Origin of the sequence: Chitinivorax tropicus, from assembly GCF_014202905.1 — a bacterium.
Taxonomy (GTDB): domain Bacteria; phylum Pseudomonadota; class Gammaproteobacteria; order Burkholderiales; family SCOH01; genus Chitinivorax; species Chitinivorax tropicus.
This window is the reverse complement of the sequence record NZ_JACHHY010000020.1, coordinates 21,994-39,246: the sequence shown is the minus strand read 5'-3', so window position 1 is coordinate 39,246 and position 17,253 is coordinate 21,994. Positions and strand designations below refer to the sequence as shown.

Genomic DNA, 17,253 nt, shown 5'->3' with positions numbered 1-17,253 from the left:
CCATCGGCCATGCACCATGTCAGGTACCCACCAGTGGCGAGCCGCATACAACACAACCAGCATCAGCCCTTATCTGCAAATGGGTTATGCGATTGCTTGAACTGCACACGTAATGGTGTACCTTGCAGTTTGAACACTTCTACGAAAGTATGTTCCAAGTATCGAACATAACTTTCTGGAATTTCGTCCAGACCGCTGCCGTGCACCACCACGATCGGTGGATTCATTCCCCCTTGGTGGGCATAACGCATCTTTGGACGAACCGGGCCCTTTCTGGGTGGCGCCTGCTTCTGCACGGCTGCCAACAGTACGCGTGTCAGCTTTGGTGTGGACAGGTTTGCCATGGCAGCCGAGTAGGCTTCGTCAATGGATTGCAGCAATGCACCCACGCCCTTGCCATGCAGGGCGGAAATGAAGTGGAATTTGGCAAAACCAAGGAATTTCAGCTTACGATCCAGATCATGCTTGATCCGGTCACGGCGATAGTCATCCAGGCCATCCCACTTGTTCACCGCCACCACCAGCGCCCGCCCACTTTCCAAAATGAAGCCCGCAATGCCCGCATCCTGGTCGGAGATCTCCTGCTGTGCATCCAACACCAATACCACCACGTTGGCATCTTCCGCTGATTGCAGTGTCTTGATGACCGAAAATTTTTCGATGGCTTCTTTCACCTTGCCACGACGCCGGATGCCTGCGGTATCAATGATGGTGTATTGCTTGCCACTACGCTCAAAATCGATATAGATGCTGTCGCGGGTGGTACCGGGCAGATCGAAGGCGATCACTCGTTCTTCACCCAAGATGCTGTTCACCAAGGTCGATTTGCCGACATTTGGGCGCCCTACAATGGCAAATTTCGGGTGTGTCGGTTTCTTGCCTTCTTCTTCCGTGACATCGGGCAGATCGGCCAGCACCAGTTCCATCAATTCCCGCACGCCCTCGCCATGCGAAGCGGAGATAGCCACCGGCTCGCCCAGGCCAAGTTCATGGAACTCCGCCGTGACGCTGCCACGATTCATACCCTCGGCTTTGTTGACCACGAGATGGACAGACCGACCACTGCGGCGCAATTTGTCGGCAATCACCTTGTCCTGTGCGGTCAAGCCGGTACGACCATCCACAATGAACACGACCACATCGGCCTCATCCACCGCTTGTAATGTCTGCTTGGCCATCTCATGCAAGATGCCCTCTTTCACCACGGGCTCGAACCCCCCGGTATCCACCACCAGATAAGGCTTGTCGCCAACACGGCCATGGCCATAATGGCGGTCTCGGGTCAGGCCGGGCATATCGGCCACGATCGCATCGCGTGAGCGGGTCAGGCGATTGAACAATGTTGACTTGCCAACATTGGGCCGCCCAACCAATACTACTGTCGGTTTCATTACCGCCCTCCGTCAGTTTGCAAATAGTGCAAAGATACCGCCACGCTCAGTCTGTACGATCACCTGATCGCCAACCACCACAGGTGCAGTTCGAATTGCAGAACCATCCGTCTTGATACGGGTCAGGAATGACCCGTCTTCTGCGGACAGGAAATGGACGTAACCTTCCAAGTCGCCAACGATCACGAAGCGCCCGATCACAGCTGGTGCGGACACGTCACGTGCAAACAACTTGGCTTGTTTCCACAAGTTACGGCCAGAACGTTTTTCATAGGCCAATACCGAACCAGTATCGTCCGTGACATACACCTTGGTGCCATCCGCCGCCAACCCAACCGAACTGGAAACATCCCGACTCCAGCCAGGGTTACCGTTGCTGGCATCAAAGCAGGTGACCTTACCTTGGAAGGCAACCGCACAGACCACATCACTGTCGATGACCGGTACGCTGGTGACGTCGGAAATCCGTTCCAGTTCTGTTGCGCCTTTAGGCTGCGCGACAACAGCATCCCACAGCACATTTCCATCATCACGCCGGAGCGCAACCAACTTACCCGCCGGCAGGCCGGCATACAGAATGCTGCCAGATGCTGCAACAGGTGCAGTGTTTCGGAGCGTCAATGCCGGGATGGCGCGTTGGAAGATCCAACGTCGCTTGCCATCTTCAATAGAGAAGGCCGCCACGTCACCATTGCTGGCATGGACGACCACTGCGTCACCGGCAATGACTGGCGTAGCGACGACTTCCGTCCCCGCCGGGGTTTGCCAGCGCAGCGCGCCCGTATCGTCATATAAATATAGCTGGCCTTTTTCACTCGCCACCGCCACTACGCCCTGCGCAGCAGCGACGCCAGCAGACAATGGGCCGGAGGTCTTCCAGCTTGCAAGCTGCTTACCGGTTTTGAGATCAAATACCGTCACGCGACCAGCACGCTCGGCAACAAAAACTTTGTCACTGTCGATGGCAGGCCGGAAGACAAAATCCTCGGCGTTGCCGATATCTTGGTGCCACACCACTTTTGCCTGCGCGTAATCGGTGATCTGCGTCAGCTTGGCTGGCTCGGGGGCGTTATCTGTGCTGGCACAGGCCGCCAACAGGCCAGCAACCAAACTGGCCGACACAAGACGTTTGATGATCACTTGACATCTCCAAGTGCATCCAACTTCATCTGAACCAGTTGATAACCAGGCGCAGTCTTCTCAAGTTTGTTCAGTGCGTGTTGATAGGCCTTGGCCGCATCGGCCTTCTTGCCTTGCGCCAACAGCACATCACCCTTCATTTCCGCAAACTGGGAGGAGAATGCATCCACAGGAGCAGCATCCAGTGCCTTCAGCGCAGCATCAAACTGCTTTTGATCCAACTGCACTGCAGCCAGACGCAGACGGGCCACGTCTTTGATCTCAGGCTCGACAGCATTCTCGACTACCCAGCTCAGCTTGGCCGTAGCGGTCTTCAGATCATCCTTGTCAAAGGCTTGCTTGGCCTCCAGCAAAGCCGCCCTGGCAGCATAGGGGGTCTTGCTGTATTCGCTTGCCAGCCTGCCTGAGAATTCCTTGGCTTTGGCTTGGTCGTTTTTCTGTAATGCCTGTTCCAGCGCGGTATATTCCGTTGAAGCTGCTTGGGCACGACTGTCCTGATAGTGGCGCCAAGCTTGGCTGGCCACCAAGGCGATAATGGCTGCGCTGGTGACAGCCATGATCATTCCGCCATATTGCTTCCAAAATGACTTGAGGGAATCCAGCTGTTCTTGCTCTTGCAAATCATAGGCCATGTTTGTTTGCCCTTTTCATTCAAATTATTGCTTGATCAGGCTGACAGCCTGTGATTGTTCGACGATCTGTTGAGCCCCTTCACCCAAAAGGGGTTTGATCGATACTGTTTTCGATATCGCTTCATTCTCACCAATGATGGCTGCAAAGCGCGCGCCGGATGCATCGGCTTTTTTCATCTGAGATTTGAAGCTGGCCTGCCCACCATGCAAGATCACCTTCAATCCTTGTTCGCGCAGCATTTCTGCTGTCTGCATCACATAGCTACCGATGTTGGTGCCTTGGTGTACCAGATAGACATCGGGCCGCTCTACCGGCGGGGTGATGCGTTGTGCCTCCAACAGCAGCAGCAAGCGCTCGACCCCCATGCCGAAGCCGCAAGCAGCTGTCGGCTTGCCACCCAGCTGCTCGACCAAACCGTCATAGCGGCCACCACCACAGACCGTCCCTTGCGAGCCCAGTTCATTGGTCACCCATTCAAATACGGTCAGATTGTAGTAATCGAGCCCCCGCACCAATCGCGGATTGATCACGAATGGCACGCCGCAATCCGTCAGCAACTGCTGCAGTGTGTCAAAGTGCTGGCGGGAGGCATCACCCAGATAATCGACCAATTTCGGGGCTGCATCGCAGATGGCCTGCATGGCGGGATTCTTGCTGTCCAGCACCCGCAGTGGATTGGTGTACAGACGACGTTTCCCATCGTCATCCAGGGTGTCCTGATGCTGCGCCAGATAAGCAATCAACGCTTCACGGTGACGGGCACGCTCTTCACTGGTTCCCAAAGAATTGAGCTGCAATTGCAGATTCTGTAGGCCCAGTCGCTTCCACAATGAAACAGTCATCAACAACAGCTCAGCATCCACATCAGGCCCATCGAAACCCAATGCCTCCACCCCAACTTGGTGAAACTGCCGATAACGGCCTTTCTGTGGCCGCTCGTGGCGATACATTTGCCCCATATACCACAAGCGTTGTGGGCCTTGATGTAGCAGATTGTGCTGAATCACTGCACGTAGGCACGAGGCGGTGCCTTCAGGGCGCAATGTCAGCTTGTCGCCATTGAGCGAATCCTCAAAGCTGTACATCTCTTTCTCTACGATATCCGTCACTTCGCCAATCGACCGGACAAATAAACTGGTCTCTTCGACAATCGGGGTGCGGATATTGTGGTAGCCATAGGCGGCGGCCCAATCACGGACGGTCGCTTCAAAAAACTGCCAGGTGTCACTTTCACCAGGCAAAATATCGTTCATGCCTTTAATGGCGCGGATTTCTTTGGACATGATATGAAATGGATTATGCGACGGGTTTGACCGCAATGGTGCGCGGCTCTCTTGGTTTCAATTTTTCGCCACGACCATAACGCGCGGCGACGTATTCATCGACGATGGCTTGGAACTCCATAGCAATGGCGTCCCCTTTCAATGTGATATAACGTTCGCCATCCACATAGACAGGGGCGACTGGCACTTCGCCCGTACCAGGCAGGGAGATACCGATATCGGCCAATTTAGACTCACCCGGGCCATTGACCACGCAGCCCATCACCGCGACCTTCATCTCCGCAACACCTGCATATTGGTCACGCCACAGTGGCATCTGCAAGCGCAGCCAACTCTGGATATCCCTTGCCAGCTCCTGGAACACCGTGCTGGTGGTGCGTCCACAGCCAGGGCAGGCCGTCACCTGTGGCGTAAAGGATCGCAGCCCCATGGATTGCAGCAGCTCCTGAGCCACCAGCACCTCTTGGGTGCGCGATTCGCCGGGTTGTGGGGTCAACGAGATACGGATCGTATCACCGATCCCCTCCTGCAATAGCACAGCCAACGCCGCACTGGATGCGACAATACCCTTCACCCCCATGCCAGCCTCAGTCAGCCCCAGGTGCAACGCAAAATCGCAACGATTGGCCAGCTCCCTGTAGACAGCAATCAGATCCTGCATGGCACTAACTTTGCACGACAGGACGATGTCTTCGGGCTTCATGCCCAGATCGATGGCCTGTTGCGCGCTTTCCAGTGCCGAGGTGATCAATGCCTCACGCATGACCGCATCAGCATCCCAAGGCACGTCCCGGCGCGAATTTTCATCCATCAAGCGGGCCATGACGGCCTGATCCAGGCTGCCCCAGTTCACCCCGATGCGCACCGGCTTCTGATAACGAAGCGCGAATTCGATCATCTGGGCGAATTGCTCATCACGCTTGGCGCCCTTCCCCACATTGCCCGGGTTGATACGATACTTGGCCAGGGCAGCTGCGCACTCCGGATGTGCAGCCAGCAATTTATGGCCGTTGAAGTGGAAGTCCCCGATCAATGGCACCGGGCAATGTCGCTGATCCAGACCAGCTCGGATCGCCGCGACAGCTGCCGCAGCCTCCATGCTGTTGACGGTGATACGCACCATCTCAGCCCCGGCACGCCACAGCTCTTCGACTTGATCGATGGTTGCCTGGACATCCGCCGTGTCGGTATTGGTCATGGCCTGAATGACGACAGGCGCCTTGCCACCCACGACAACACCACCCACTATGGCTTGGCGGGTTTGTCTACGGGTGATGGAAGTGCGAAACATCAGAACCTCTAGAAGTCTTTATCGTAGTTGAACGGGGCGGCACTCAGTTCAGCTCAAAGCGCGCGACATCCACCTTGACATAGGGCGCCAAATCAACTGCTTTGCCGTTATACATAACCGTGACCTGCGTTGCATTGCCCACCACCAGTTTATAGGGCGGCTTCCCTTGGACAATCTCCTCCTGCCCAGGCTTGAACAGCTTGGATGCCAACCGCTTCCCTTCCGAATCACGAATATCAACCCAGGATTCGCCATTGAAATTCAACTTGATGGCATGCTGCCCACCCAGGGTAGCTGTCGGTTGGGCTGCGGGTGCAGCAACGGTGTCAGTTGACGAGGTCGCCTGAGCAGGTGGTGGGGGATTGGCCGTGGTAGCAGGCTGGGTGACGGGCTCGACAGCTGGTGTCGCAACGCCTGTAGGCACCGGGGCCACCGCCACGGGGGTAGAGGTTTCCGCTGGCGTGGACTGCGGGCTGACCTCAACAGGTGTTTCAACGGTCGCAGTCGTGCCACTTGACGAACCAGCCATATGCAACTCGGGCTCGGTAGCGGGCCGCAGCAATACGTAGTAGACCACGAAACCAGCAACCACCGCCGCTGCCGCCCCCATCAGCAGAACAGACAACCCACCACGATCTGCAGACATGCCATAACCGGGCTCTACGGTGATGCGAGGCATGCGCCCCTCAAGCCGGGTCGGTTGAGCATCGACATCCTCAGGAAGCATGGCACTTGCTTGCTCAACCAAAGCTGAAGCATTCAGCCCAAGCAGCTTGGCATAATTACGCACAAACCCTTTGACGAAAGTATTGCCTGGCAAATCGTCAAACCGATCTGCCTCAAGCGCCTCTACTTGACGACGAGACAATTTGAGCTTGGCCACCACCTCGTCGATACTCAACGACTGGCGTAGGCGCTCTGCTTTCAACTCACTGCCAGGGCCGTGCCTGACAGGTTGGTCAATCAAGGTCGTTTGGTTGCTCATGCATCATCGTCCGTTGGCGGCTAGCTCGGCTTCTTTGGATTGAGGATACAGTTTCTTCAGCTTGGCCGTGTAGCGGGCCTCACCTTGTGGGTCATTGAGCTTACGTTCGGTCTGGATGGCCTCCCAGAGATTCTCGGCAGTACCGTCAGCACCCTGGAAATAACGACCGAAGTAGGTTCTCGCTTCTTGATATTGCTGAAGGCGGAAATAGGCGGAGGCCAATCCGACCAAGGCAACCTGAAAATCCGGGCGGATGGCGAGCGCCTGGGCAAACTCATCACGCGCGCCCTCCAAATCCCCTTTCTGCAACTTACATCCAGCCGATGCGGCCCAGGTCTTGTCCGGAGACTGGTAAAGCGGGTTGCGCAGTGCAGCCTGGAAATAGCGACTGAAGTCTTCGCCAGCCCGATGGCGGCATAAGAACAATCCGTAGTTATGATTCACATTGGAATCATTGGGCGCATATTGCACCGCCTTACGGAAGTATTCATCTGCTGCCTGATATTCTTTCAGCTCCGAAAAGATCAAACCCAGCATATTGAACGCTGGGCCGTATTCAGGAACTGCACTCAATGCCTGTCGCGCCTCATCGATGGCGACAGAATACTCTCGCAGGCTGAAATATTGCGCTGACAGCTCGGTGTGCAGCTTGGCACTCATCGCCGGGTTTTGAGCATGTACCAGCGGGCTCATCACACTGGCCGCCATGACAGCCAGGGCACCGCACAACGCTTTTCTCATGAACGAATCTCCGTCAACCTTCTGATTTGTCGCTTGGTTTTATCCTGAACCTGACCAGCCAACTGCCCACAGGCCGCATCAATATCGTCGCCGCGTGTCTTACGGGTGGTGACAATATAACCCGCCTCTATCAGCGTATCACGGAAGCGGCGGATCTGTTCATTAGACGACCGGCCATAGTCGGAGTTCGGAAAAGGATTGAACGGAATCAAATTAAATTTACAGGGCACATCACGGGTCAACGCAATCAGCTCCTGCGCATGAGTCAATGTGTCGTTGACACCATCCAACATCACATATTCGAAGGTGACGAAATCCCTCGGAGCTTTTTCCAGATAGCGCAAACACGCAGCCATCAATTCCTTGAGCGGATATTTCTTGTTGATCGGGACGATTTCGTCCCGCAAGGCATCGTTGGGTGCATGTAAGCTCACCGCCAGGGCTACCGGACACGCTTCACGTAACTTATCCATGGCGGGCACCAGCCCAGAGGTCGACAACGTCACCCTACGACGTGACAGGCCATAGCCATGGTCATCCAGCATGATGCGCATTGCAGTGACCACATTGTCGAAATTGGCCAACGGCTCGCCCATGCCCATCATCACCACATTGGAGATGATGCGATCCCCCTTCGGATCACGCCCCAGCGCTCTATTGGCCCACCAGAGCTGACCGATGATCTCCGACACAGACAGATTGCGGTTGAAGCCCTGCCTGCCGGTGGAACAAAATGTGCACTCCAGCGCACAACCAACCTGACTCGATACACACAAGGTGCCGCGATCATCTTCTGGGATGAAGACGGTCTCGATGCCGTTACCAGTCCCCACATCCAGCAGCCACTTACGGGTTCCATCTTCGCTGGCCAGGCCGATCATCTCATTTGGCACGCGTACTTCTGCCTGGGCATTGAGCTTCTCGCGCAACACCTTGGCGATATCGGTCATGTCATTGAAATCAGCCACGCCGAACTGGTGCATCCAGCGCATGACTTGTTTGGCGCGAAACGGCTTCTCGCCTATTTCAGCGAAATAGGCGTTCAGGCCATCGAGATCAAAATCGAGTAGGTTGGTTTTCATACAACAATACAGCCTGACAACGTCCGATCAGCGACCGTACACTTCGGATGAAGCGAAGAAGTAGGCGATCTCGATTGCAGCGTTTTCAGCGCTGTCGGAACCATGTACGGCATTGGCGTCGATCGAATCAGCGAAATCTGCGCGGATGGTGCCTTTGTCAGCTTTCTTCGGGTCTGTTGCGCCCATCAGCTCGCGGTTTTTAGCAACTGCGCCTTCACCTTCCAGCACCTGGATCATGACGGGGCCGGAAACCATGAAATCGACCAGCGCATTGAAGAAGGGGCGTTCTTTGTGAACTGCGTAGAAACCTTCTGCTTCCGCGCGGGACAGTTGCTTCAGCTTGGCAGCAACGATCTTCAGGCCAGCAGCCTCGAAGCGGGTGTAGATCTGTCCAATCACGTTTTTGGCAACAGCATCAGGCTTGACAATCGACAGCGTGCGTTCAACGGCCATTCATTTCTCCAATAAATTCAGTAATCAAGATAACAAACTGCAAGTTTATTTTACGTTCGCAGGCAAAGTGCTTATAAAATAAACGCGACCCGCCATTTTAACACGGCTTGGACGCTGTTGACGTTTTTTCCCGAACCTTGCCAACCAGCCCTGTGGCGGCTTACCCCACACCTGAAAACGATATGATTCCATGGCAATTTGAATGTCAATCCACACGCGTCGCTTGGCCAGGACGCCGAAGCGCGGGCACGATCTGCGGCGCCACCGCATTGGCTTTGGCGCCGGCCACGGCATGCAAGCCATGGAAAATGACACATCAGCCACGGGAGACCAGGCCAGAGATACCTCAGCAGTAACTCAACAGACTGATCGAAATGACGCCAACCCAATAAAGGCGGGCGATCAAACAGGGAGCACGACGTGACACAACAACAAATCAGCCTCGATCCGGAGGCCGCGGAAGAGCAACGGGAAATCAAGCAACGGCTGATGCGGCGCGTGGGGATTGCCGTTGCACTGATTGGTGGTACAGCCTTGACATTCACATTACTGGAAAAACTCGACCTGACGGATCTGTTCAAACCCTCACTGCCATTGAAAACGATCGAACAGATCCCCCCGAGCAAGCCGATTCAAGCCGCGCCCCCTCCTCCTCCCCATGACAAACCCGTGGAGGATGCTGCCACACCACCTGCCACCGCCACGGGGCCGGAAACCAGTCCCGACGTGGCACCGGCCAAGGAGCCCGCTCAGACCACCACAGCCCCCTCTGTCGAGGCACCTCAATCCATTCAGAAAATCAATGCCGAGCCCCCTGCCGAGGCAGCCAGCCCAATGGCCACGCCCAACACAACACCGAGCCCGCCCAAGGCCAGCCCGCCACCGCCGAACGTGGAAACCCAACCAACAACGACCCACCATCAGCGACTGCCGCCCAAACTGGCCACCAAACCCGCTGAGCCTGCCCTACATCAACCAAGCATCAGCTCGGCACCGCCCAGCGAACAACGCTCCAGCAACGAGCCGACCCGCCCCATTGCACCAGTGGTCACCCCCCCACGCCAGACTGCATCCACTGAAGCGCCGGCTGCGCCAATCATCACCAAACCCAAGCCAGTCAATGCTCAGGCGTTTTCCGTGCAGGTTGGCATCTTTGCCAATTACGACAATGCAAAAACCCTGGTTGAGCGCCTCAGCGCGAATGGCGTCAACGCCCATATCGAAAGCCGCGTGCAAGTTGGGCCATTCAAGAACAAAGCAGAGGCGGATGATACGATGCGCAAGCTGAAGGCCATGGGCATCCAGTCGGTACTGGTCCCGCTGGCATCAAGCACTGCCGCTCAGTGAGCCTTGGCACCAGCGCGCCTGGCGCGCGCAGCCTCCAGGGTTTCGCAGATGCGCATCGCACCTTCGATGATGCGGGGCGAGGGACGTGAAATCAGGCTGGCCGGCACGGCATGGATATTGCCATGACGCACGGCGCTGATGGACGGCCAACGCAGCCAATCAGACTGCGCAACGTCTTCGCGCCCCGCCTCCAGAATGACCTCTGGGTCGCCCGCCATGACGCTTTCTGGCGATACAAGCGGGGTCAGATTCGGCAGACCACCGAATATGTTTGTACCACCACACAGCGCGATCACGTCGCTGATCAGATGTTGGCGGTTGACCGTGGTGAGCGGCTTGTCCCAGATCGGATAGAACACACGGATGGCAGGCCTGCCACGATACCGTTTAGCCAGCAAGTCCAACTGCTGCCGGTATTGGACTGCTGCTTTTTGCGCAACGGGTTCCGTCCCCGCCAACACACCAAACACTTCAATGCTTTTTGCAACATCCGGCAATTTTGCCGGGCGCGACCAGAAAACGGGCAACCCAAGCGACTCCAGCTTAGCAACCTGCTTAGGTGATGTGCCACTGTGCCACGCAATGACCAGATCCGGCTTCAAAGCCACGATTTGCTCGATGGCCAAGCCGTTATAGTCCGCCACCTGCGGCAACTTGGCAGCCGCTGCGGGGTAATCACTGTAGGCGCTGACGGCAACCAACTGCTTGCCCGCCCCAGCCGCATAGACCAGCTCGGTAATGTGCGGGGCCAGACTGATAATACGACGGGCGGGCGCTGCCAATTTGATGACATGTCCGGCGTCATCCGTGACCTGAATGGGTGCAGCCCACGCCGCACCCACACCGCCACCGATCAAGATCAGCAGCGCTCTGATCATTTCAGTTGATAATTCAGACTGATGAAGCCACCCCGCCCCTGTGGGTTGTAACCACGTGCCAGCTCATAGCGCTTGTCTGCGATATTGTTCAATCGCGCACCCAGCGTCAGATCTTGAGCAATCGGCATATCCACACCCAGATTCACCAAGCCATAGCCACCCAGTCGGTTTGCATTTGCAACGTCGTCAAATCGCTGTCCACTGGCCAGCCATTCAACTTGCCATCGCGCTCCCTGCGCCTCACCTGCAACGCGCAATGCACCATGCCGCTTGGCACGACGAGGCAGCCATTTACCTGTCTGCTCGTTCTCCGGGCGCTGCCAGTCCAGACTACCAGACACATCCAACCCTGCCAGCTTGGTACCGAATTCCACAGTCGTGCCACGCAAGTCTGCCCGCTGCAGATTGGCAATCTCAAAAGTCGCCGGATCAATCGCAATCATGTCGCGCACGCGATTGCGATAGGCAGTCAGCCCCAGCCGATCCGCGCCTTGTCGATAATCCACTGCCACATCGACATTGCGCGCTTTTTCAGGTTTAAGGTTTGGATTGCTGAAGCCTGGCCAGTACAAGTCATTGAAAGTCGGCGCTTTGAATGCAGTCGCCCACCCACCACGCACCTGCCAGCCTTGAGCGAGCTGATACCCCACCCCAAACCCGCCGGAGGTGTGCGCACCGAACTGTGAATTGCTGTCACGACGGATGCTACCTTGCCAACTGAAGGCATCCTGCCGCTGCTGCAACACGGCAGCTACGCCCTTTATCGTGCGCTCTGAAGTGACATAGTGAGTTGAGCTTTCCACTTCTTGCCTGAGGTGATCTGCAATGACGCTGAACGTACCATTCGACAAGGTAAAGTCATGCTGCCAACTCAGTTGACGCTGACGTGTTTCAAACAGATCTGTTTGATTTGAATAGGGGGTTTCAAAGCGATCTTTGCTCTCACCCCATTGCAGACGACTACGCCAACCTTGCGCCAGCTGATTGGTGGAGGTCAATTGTGCGGATTCCAGCCGCTGCTTGGCCAGGTAGTCAAAACTCGCGGGCTCAGGAAAGCTGCCATCAAAATGTGTCTCGCCCCGGCTGGCATTGATGCTGGCGGTCAAGTCATGCCCTTCCACCCATTCATGCGAGAAAGCAGCTGCAACACCCAGATTACGATAAGCATCACGATCAGCATTGAACGCGCCGAATGCAACATGCTCATTGGTGGCACTGTCGCCATTGGTCCGCACGCCACTGATACTTACATTGGCCCGCGTGGTCGATGAGCCCCCCGCCAACCCGGCAGACAGCTCCCGATAACCCTTGTTACCCAAAGCCACCTTGGCATTCATCTGCGACCCTTTGCGGGTGAACAACTGCACCACGCCACCAATGGCATCCGCACCATACAGACTGCTCGAAGGGCCTCGCAGCACCTCGACACGCTCGATCTGATCTAGATTGAGCCGCTCCAACGCAGCCCCCCCGGTGGTTGCCGAGCCAACTCTCACACCATCGATCAAGACCACGGTCTGATTGGAATTGGCACCACGCAGAAAAATACTGCTCACCGAGCCCAGGCCGCCATTCTGGCTGATTTCAACCCCAGGCAACTGCTGCAACAAGGCCGGTAAAGAAGTCGCCCCGCTACGCTCAATCTGCTCACGGGTGATCACCGACACGTCGGCCAGCGCTCTATCGAGAGGCTGCTGCAATCGCGATGCAGTGACGACAAGGGTATCTGCTTTGAGTGGCTCAGCAGCAAAGGCAGAGGATGACAGGGCAGCCAGCACCAGGCCAGCAGGATAGGAATACTTCAAGACGATCTCCCAGCGAGTCGAACTCGCGGAATGCTTGCCCCTCGCAAGCACGGATTCTCAACAGGGAGGTTACGCAATCACTGCCGCAGGACATCGGGCAATATTGAGCAGATCTGCCGCCCACCGCGACCTCCCACCACACATTCAGGCCGGTCTCCTGGCTCACAAGTCTTCCAGCTCGCCTTCCCGAATCATCGGTGGCATGATGAGGTGGCGCACTTGTCTACAGTTGCGGGGGCAGCCTGGGCATATCGCAAAATGGCGAACTCACCCAGTTCCCAGTTTCACCCTTTTTGCCAATCCATCAATTGATCCGATTGATGTAAATTGTCTAACGGGCACCTGAAGCGGTGCGGAGTATACAGGGTTTCAATTCGCGTCGTGCAAATAAAAAACCCGACCAATGGTCGGGTTTTTTATGAATTCCGCTTGAAGCGATCAGGCCATTGCCTTGATTGCAGCAGACAGACGGCTCTTATGACGCGCTGCCTTGTTCTTATGGAAAATCTTCTTGTCAGCGATGCGATCAATCACGCTGACCGATTCCTGAAACACTTGCTGTGCCGCAGCCTTATCGCCAGTTTCAATTGCTTTGAGAACTTTTTTGATTGCGGTACGGAAAGCAGAACGCTGGCTGGCATTGCGCGCGCGGGCAAGGTCAGCCTGGCGAGCACGTTTACGGGCTTGTGCGCTGTTTGCCATGCTAAGTCAACTCCTAGTGAAATTAGGCATTTGTAAAAACGCGTAATCATACGTGTTCTTACCCGGCAATGCAAGAATCGCGTATCATACGCCCCGCCATCAAGTCCGACACGTAAATTTATGAATCTATTGAAGGCACTGACCACAGTCAGTGGCATGACACTGGTTTCCCGTATTCTAGGCTTTCTGCGCGAGGCGATCATTTCGCACGCATTTGGTGCCAGCGCGGCTACCGATGCTTTCTTTACTGCATTCAAACTACCTAATCTGTTACGGCGGATTTTTGCCGAAGGGGCCTTCTCGCAGGCATTCGTACCGGTGCTGGCCGAGTACAAGACTCAGAAGACAGAAGCAGAAACCCAGCAGCTGGTCGCCAAGGTCACCGGCACGCTGGCCCTGGCCCTGTTCGTGGTGACGGCGCTGGGCATACTCGCCGCGCCCACCGTGATCTACCTGACCGCGCCGGGCTTTGCGAAGAATGCCGATAAATTCTCGCTGGCCTGCGACATGCTGCGGGTCACCTTTCCATACATCTTACTGATCTCGCTGTCTTCATTGGCGGGTAGTGTTCTCAATACTTATAACAAGTTCTCGATCCCGGCTTTCACGCCTACCCTGTTGAATATTTCGTTGATCCTGTTCTCGCTGTGGTTGGCGCCCTATTTCGATCCGCCCGCGATGGCTTTGGCCTGGGGTGTCTTTGCCGGGGGCGTTGCCCAATTGTTCTTTCAGCTGCCCTATCTGCGTAAGATCGGCATGCTGACGTGGCCACGGCTCGGTTTAAAAGACGAGGCCGTCATGCGCATCCTGAAGAAGATGGGGCCTGCCGTGCTGGGAGTGTCGGTTGCACAGGTCAGCTTGATCATCAACACCATGCTGGCTTCGTTGTTGCCGGATGGCAGTATTTCGTGGATGAATTACGCTGATCGGCTGATGGAGTTTCCAACCGGTGTCCTGGGCGTGGCGCTAGGAACAATCCTGCTGCCTAGCTTGTCGAAGCATCATGCTGCCAACAATGCAGTTGAGTACAGTAGGCTGCTGGATTGGGGGCTGCGCCTGTGTCTGCTGCTCTCGGTGCCGGCCACCTGTGCCTTGGCGGTGTTGAGCGAACCCCTGATCGGCACTTTGTTCGTACACGGGAAATTCACCACGCACGACATGCTGATGACACAACGCGCGCTGGTGGCCTATGCAGTCGGCCTATTGGGTTTGATCAGTATCAAGATCCTCGCCCCTGGCTTTTATGCACGCGGCGATACCAAGACACCGGTCCGGATCGGGATGATCACACTAGGCTTGACCCAGCTCATGAATGTCGTCTTCATGTTTATCCTCCCACTGCAGCATGCCGGGCTGGCGCTATCAATCGGCATCGCATCCTGCTTCAATGCTGGCATGCTTTATATCCGGTCCCGTCAGCAGGGTTTCTATCAGCCCCAGGCAGGGTGGATAAAATTTCTGCTACAGGTGGTGGTGGCGTCGGTGGTGATGTCCGTACTTTGCCATTTCGCAGCCCAACAGTTCGGGGGCTGGACTAGCGCACCTGCATTGACGAGAGCAGGCTATCTGACAGCCACCGTTCTGCTTGGTGCAGCCAGTTACTTTGCGATGCTACTGGCGATGGGTGTCCGACCACGGCAATTCATGCGGCGTGAGCATTGAGCCGCATCAGGCCCCATTGGCAACACGATGCCAACGGCACCTACAGCACCTTGCCGGGGTTGAACACGCCGTCAGGGTCCAGCGATGACTTGATCTGCTGCATCAATTGCCACCCTGTCGGGCCTGCCCAATCACGCAGCCGATCCCGCTTCAACTGGCCGATACCATGCTCGGCGCTGCAAGTGCCGCCACACGCCTTGACCAGGTCATAGATCAGCCCGTTCACCTCGGCCTCATCCAGAAACGTATCCGCAGCAGAAGACCGGGTATGGGCCACGTTATAGTGCAGGTTCCCATCACCCGCATGGCCAAACGCAATGATGGCAACCTCGGGGAAGCGATCTTTCAGCGCCTGTTCGGCCCGTGAGACAAACACTGGCAAGGCATCATGCGGCACGGCAATATCATGTTTGATATTGCCGCCCGCCAGTCGCTGCGCCTCCGGAATCAACTCACGCCACCGCCAGAGGGTATCGGTCTGCGCCTGGCTCTGCGCCACCACCGCCCGTTGCACGCCCAGCCCTGCTAAACAATCCAGTAGCATCGTATGCAAATCGATCGCCTGATGCGATGCGGACAGCTCCACCAACGCATACCAGTCGGCATGCTCACCGGGCAACGGCCAAGCCAGATCAGGTGCGTGCTTGGCCACCAGCTCGATACAGTTGTGGTTGATGACCTCGAAGGCCGTCAAAGCATCCCCAGCGGATTGACGCAAAGCACCCAGTAATTCAAGTGCCGCGGCCATGTCTGGCAGCGCCACCCACGCAGTGGCCTGCTGGATGGGCGTTGGCACCAGCCGCAATGTCGCGGCGGTCACAATGCCCAACGTGCCCTCGGCCCCAATGAACAACTGCTTGAGATCGTAGCCGCAATTGTTTTTGAGCAAAGGGCGCAGATCGGACCATACCTCCCCATTGGCCAATACCACCTCCAGTCCCAGCACATGCTGACGCAGCATGCCATGGCGGATCACCCGCATGCCACCCGCATTGGTCGAGATCACGCCACCAATCTGCGCAGAACCACTGGAAGCCAGATCGATTGGTAGATACTGCCCCCGCCCCCCAGCAAGCCGGTTCAGCTCAGCCAGAATGACCCCCGCCTCGACTGTCACACCATCACCATGCCATTGGCGGATTTGGTTCATGCGGGCCAAGCTCAGCACCAGGCTTGGACGCCCCATCGATACTGGCGTCGCGCCGCCGACCAGGCCGGTATTCCCCCCTTGGGGCACGATACTGACTCCAGCCGCCGCAGCCAGACGAACGACCTGACATATCTCAGCCACCGTGGCCGGCTGGATGACCGCCAGCGCATTTCCCTGGTAGCGCCGCCGCTGATCGATGCAGAACGGCGCTTTCTGCACGTCATCGAGCAATACGTGAGCATCCCCCAATAAATGCTGTAATGCGCTGATCAGCTGAAACGTTTCCATCTGGTCATTCTGTGGCATGCAATCCCTTTTGAAACCTTGATATAACTGGATTTGACATGGTTATGAAGTATTGTGATTTTCCCTAATGGTTGCGCATGCGAAAATACCGCTAAATCCTGGCTGATCACGGCCTCCGTGCAGGTACGGCAGGCCAAGCTGACAGGATCAATCCAACTTGAAATCCGCTGCCTGATTGGAACCTGTTCTATATCTATCATAAGCGATCGTCAAATGGGTGACGTGCCCAACCAGACACCATATGCAGACTTATGAATGGGTGTCTTGATAGCGCAACGTTGCCTTGATCTCTGTCGCGCGACAAGATGGTGAGCAGGTTCTTGATTGAAGGCCTGATTCCAAGCCTCTGTATAACATGAATAATACCGACGGCGCACCCAAAGGTCGTGACCGGCAGGAGACCC

The 17,253-nt window shown here is 56.2% G+C and carries 15 protein-coding genes and 1 riboswitch; of the genes, 2 read left to right on the top strand and 13 right to left on the bottom strand.

Features of this window, described 5'->3' with window-relative positions:
* Positions 1 to 62: 62 nt before the first annotated feature.
* From der to ndk, 9 genes are read right to left on the bottom strand one after another with little or no spacing between them, the layout of a single operon-like run.
* Positions 63 to 1,391: a ribosome biogenesis GTPase Der gene (gene der, locus HNQ59_RS15025; RefSeq protein ID WP_184041186.1), complete on the bottom strand. Its 1,329-nt coding sequence runs from the start codon at positions 1,389 to 1,391 to the stop codon at positions 63 to 65.
* Positions 1,392 to 1,403: 12 nt separating this feature from the next.
* Positions 1,404 to 2,531 carry an outer membrane protein assembly factor BamB gene (gene bamB / locus HNQ59_RS15020; protein ID WP_184041184.1) on the bottom strand — a complete coding sequence of 376 codons (1,128 nt, stop codon included), beginning with the start codon at positions 2,529 to 2,531 and terminating at the stop codon, positions 1,404 to 1,406.
* A complete protein-coding gene (locus HNQ59_RS15015) occupies positions 2,528 to 3,163 on the bottom strand; it encodes a YfgM family protein (protein ID WP_184041182.1) in 636 nt (211 codons plus the stop codon). Before HNQ59_RS15015 ends, bamB begins: the two co-directional genes overlap by 4 nt.
* Before the next feature lie 24 nt (positions 3,164 to 3,187).
* The gene (hisS, locus tag HNQ59_RS15010) at positions 3,188 to 4,447 is read right to left on the bottom strand and encodes a histidine--tRNA ligase (RefSeq protein ID WP_184041180.1); all 1,260 of its coding nucleotides are present in this window, start codon (positions 4,445 to 4,447) and stop codon (positions 3,188 to 3,190) included.
* 13 nt (positions 4,448 to 4,460) lie between these two features.
* Positions 4,461 to 5,738, bottom strand: a complete 1,278-nt coding sequence (ispG, locus tag HNQ59_RS15005; RefSeq protein ID WP_184041178.1) for a flavodoxin-dependent (E)-4-hydroxy-3-methylbut-2-enyl-diphosphate synthase — start codon at positions 5,736 to 5,738, stop codon at positions 4,461 to 4,463.
* A 43-nt stretch (positions 5,739 to 5,781) separates the two neighbouring features.
* Entirely contained in the window at positions 5,782 to 6,723 is a 942-nt protein-coding gene (locus HNQ59_RS15000) for a helix-turn-helix domain-containing protein (protein ID WP_184041176.1), read from the bottom strand.
* Positions 6,724 to 6,726: 3 nt separating this feature from the next.
* Complete coding sequence (gene pilW, locus HNQ59_RS14995) at positions 6,727 to 7,464, bottom strand: type IV pilus biogenesis/stability protein PilW (protein WP_184041174.1); 738 nt, start codon at positions 7,462 to 7,464, stop codon at positions 6,727 to 6,729.
* A complete protein-coding gene (gene rlmN / locus HNQ59_RS14990; protein ID WP_184041172.1) occupies positions 7,461 to 8,546 on the bottom strand; it encodes a dual-specificity RNA methyltransferase RlmN in 1,086 nt (361 codons plus the stop codon). The genes pilW and rlmN overlap by 4 nt, the downstream gene beginning before the upstream one ends.
* A 27-nt stretch (positions 8,547 to 8,573) precedes the next feature.
* A complete protein-coding gene (gene ndk, locus HNQ59_RS14985; RefSeq protein WP_184041170.1) occupies positions 8,574 to 8,999 on the bottom strand; it encodes a nucleoside-diphosphate kinase in 426 nt (141 codons plus the stop codon).
* 420 nt (positions 9,000 to 9,419) lie between these two features.
* On the opposite strand from ndk, the gene HNQ59_RS19935 reads away from it, so the two are divergent.
* On the top strand, positions 9,420 to 10,346 hold the full coding sequence (locus tag HNQ59_RS19935; protein ID WP_184041168.1) for an SPOR domain-containing protein: 927 nt from the start codon (positions 9,420 to 9,422) through the stop codon (positions 10,344 to 10,346).
* Here the strand turns inward: HNQ59_RS19935 and HNQ59_RS14975 are convergent.
* The 3 genes from HNQ59_RS14975 to rpsT form a co-directional block, all read right to left on the bottom strand.
* Entirely contained in the window at positions 10,340 to 11,224 is an 885-nt protein-coding gene (locus tag HNQ59_RS14975; protein WP_184041166.1) for a cobalamin-binding protein, read from the bottom strand. The two genes, HNQ59_RS19935 and HNQ59_RS14975, sit on opposite strands and share 7 nt — an antisense overlap.
* The gene (locus tag HNQ59_RS14970) at positions 11,221 to 13,029 is read right to left on the bottom strand and encodes a TonB-dependent receptor domain-containing protein (protein WP_184041164.1); all 1,809 of its coding nucleotides are present in this window, start codon (positions 13,027 to 13,029) and stop codon (positions 11,221 to 11,223) included. The genes HNQ59_RS14975 and HNQ59_RS14970 overlap by 4 nt, the downstream gene beginning before the upstream one ends.
* 130 nt (positions 13,030 to 13,159) lie before the next feature.
* Positions 13,160 to 13,362: riboswitch (cobalamin riboswitch) on the bottom strand.
* A 105-nt stretch (positions 13,363 to 13,467) separates the two neighbouring features.
* Positions 13,468 to 13,731 (bottom strand): 30S ribosomal protein S20, encoded by a 264-nt coding sequence (rpsT, locus tag HNQ59_RS14965; RefSeq protein ID WP_184041162.1) that lies wholly within the window; start codon positions 13,729 to 13,731, stop codon positions 13,468 to 13,470.
* Positions 13,732 to 13,851: 120 nt separating this feature from the next.
* Between rpsT and murJ the strand changes: the two genes are divergently transcribed.
* Positions 13,852 to 15,393, top strand: a complete 1,542-nt coding sequence (gene murJ / locus HNQ59_RS14960; RefSeq protein ID WP_184041160.1) for a murein biosynthesis integral membrane protein MurJ — start codon at positions 13,852 to 13,854, stop codon at positions 15,391 to 15,393.
* A 40-nt stretch (positions 15,394 to 15,433) separates the two neighbouring features.
* On the opposite strand, the gene HNQ59_RS14955 is transcribed toward murJ, so the two are convergent.
* Positions 15,434 to 16,849 (bottom strand): FAD-binding oxidoreductase, encoded by a 1,416-nt coding sequence (locus HNQ59_RS14955; protein WP_246491021.1) that lies wholly within the window; start codon positions 16,847 to 16,849, stop codon positions 15,434 to 15,436.
* Positions 16,850 to 17,253: the final 404 nt, after the last annotated feature.

What these genes read in the sequence shown, in the direction of transcription:
- HNQ59_RS14955 (WP_246491021.1), bottom strand. Translation starts at nt 16,849, where the DNA reads ATGCCACAGAATGACCAGATGGAAACGTTTCAGCTGATCAGCGCATTA.
- rpsT (WP_184041162.1), bottom strand. Translation starts at nt 13,731, where the DNA reads ATGGCAAACAGCGCACAAGCCCGTAAACGTGCTCGCCAGGCTGACCTT.
- ndk (WP_184041170.1), bottom strand. Translation starts at nt 8,999, where the DNA reads ATGGCCGTTGAACGCACGCTGTCGATTGTCAAGCCTGATGCTGTTGCC.
- HNQ59_RS15015 (WP_184041182.1), bottom strand. Translation starts at nt 3,163, where the DNA reads ATGGCCTATGATTTGCAAGAGCAAGAACAGCTGGATTCCCTCAAGTCA.
- HNQ59_RS14975 (WP_184041166.1), bottom strand. Translation starts at nt 11,224, where the DNA reads ATGATCAGAGCGCTGCTGATCTTGATCGGTGGCGGTGTGGGTGCGGCG.
- ispG (WP_184041178.1), bottom strand. Translation starts at nt 5,738, where the DNA reads ATGTTTCGCACTTCCATCACCCGTAGACAAACCCGCCAAGCCATAGTG.
- pilW (WP_184041174.1), bottom strand. Translation starts at nt 7,464, where the DNA reads ATGAGAAAAGCGTTGTGCGGTGCCCTGGCTGTCATGGCGGCCAGTGTG.
- der (WP_184041186.1), bottom strand. Translation starts at nt 1,391, where the DNA reads ATGAAACCGACAGTAGTATTGGTTGGGCGGCCCAATGTTGGCAAGTCA.
- hisS (WP_184041180.1), bottom strand. Translation starts at nt 4,447, where the DNA reads ATGTCCAAAGAAATCCGCGCCATTAAAGGCATGAACGATATTTTGCCT.
- murJ (WP_184041160.1), top strand. Translation starts at nt 13,852, where the DNA reads ATGAATCTATTGAAGGCACTGACCACAGTCAGTGGCATGACACTGGTT.
- HNQ59_RS15000 (WP_184041176.1), bottom strand. Translation starts at nt 6,723, where the DNA reads ATGAGCAACCAAACGACCTTGATTGACCAACCTGTCAGGCACGGCCCT.
- rlmN (WP_184041172.1), bottom strand. Translation starts at nt 8,546, where the DNA reads ATGAAAACCAACCTACTCGATTTTGATCTCGATGGCCTGAACGCCTAT.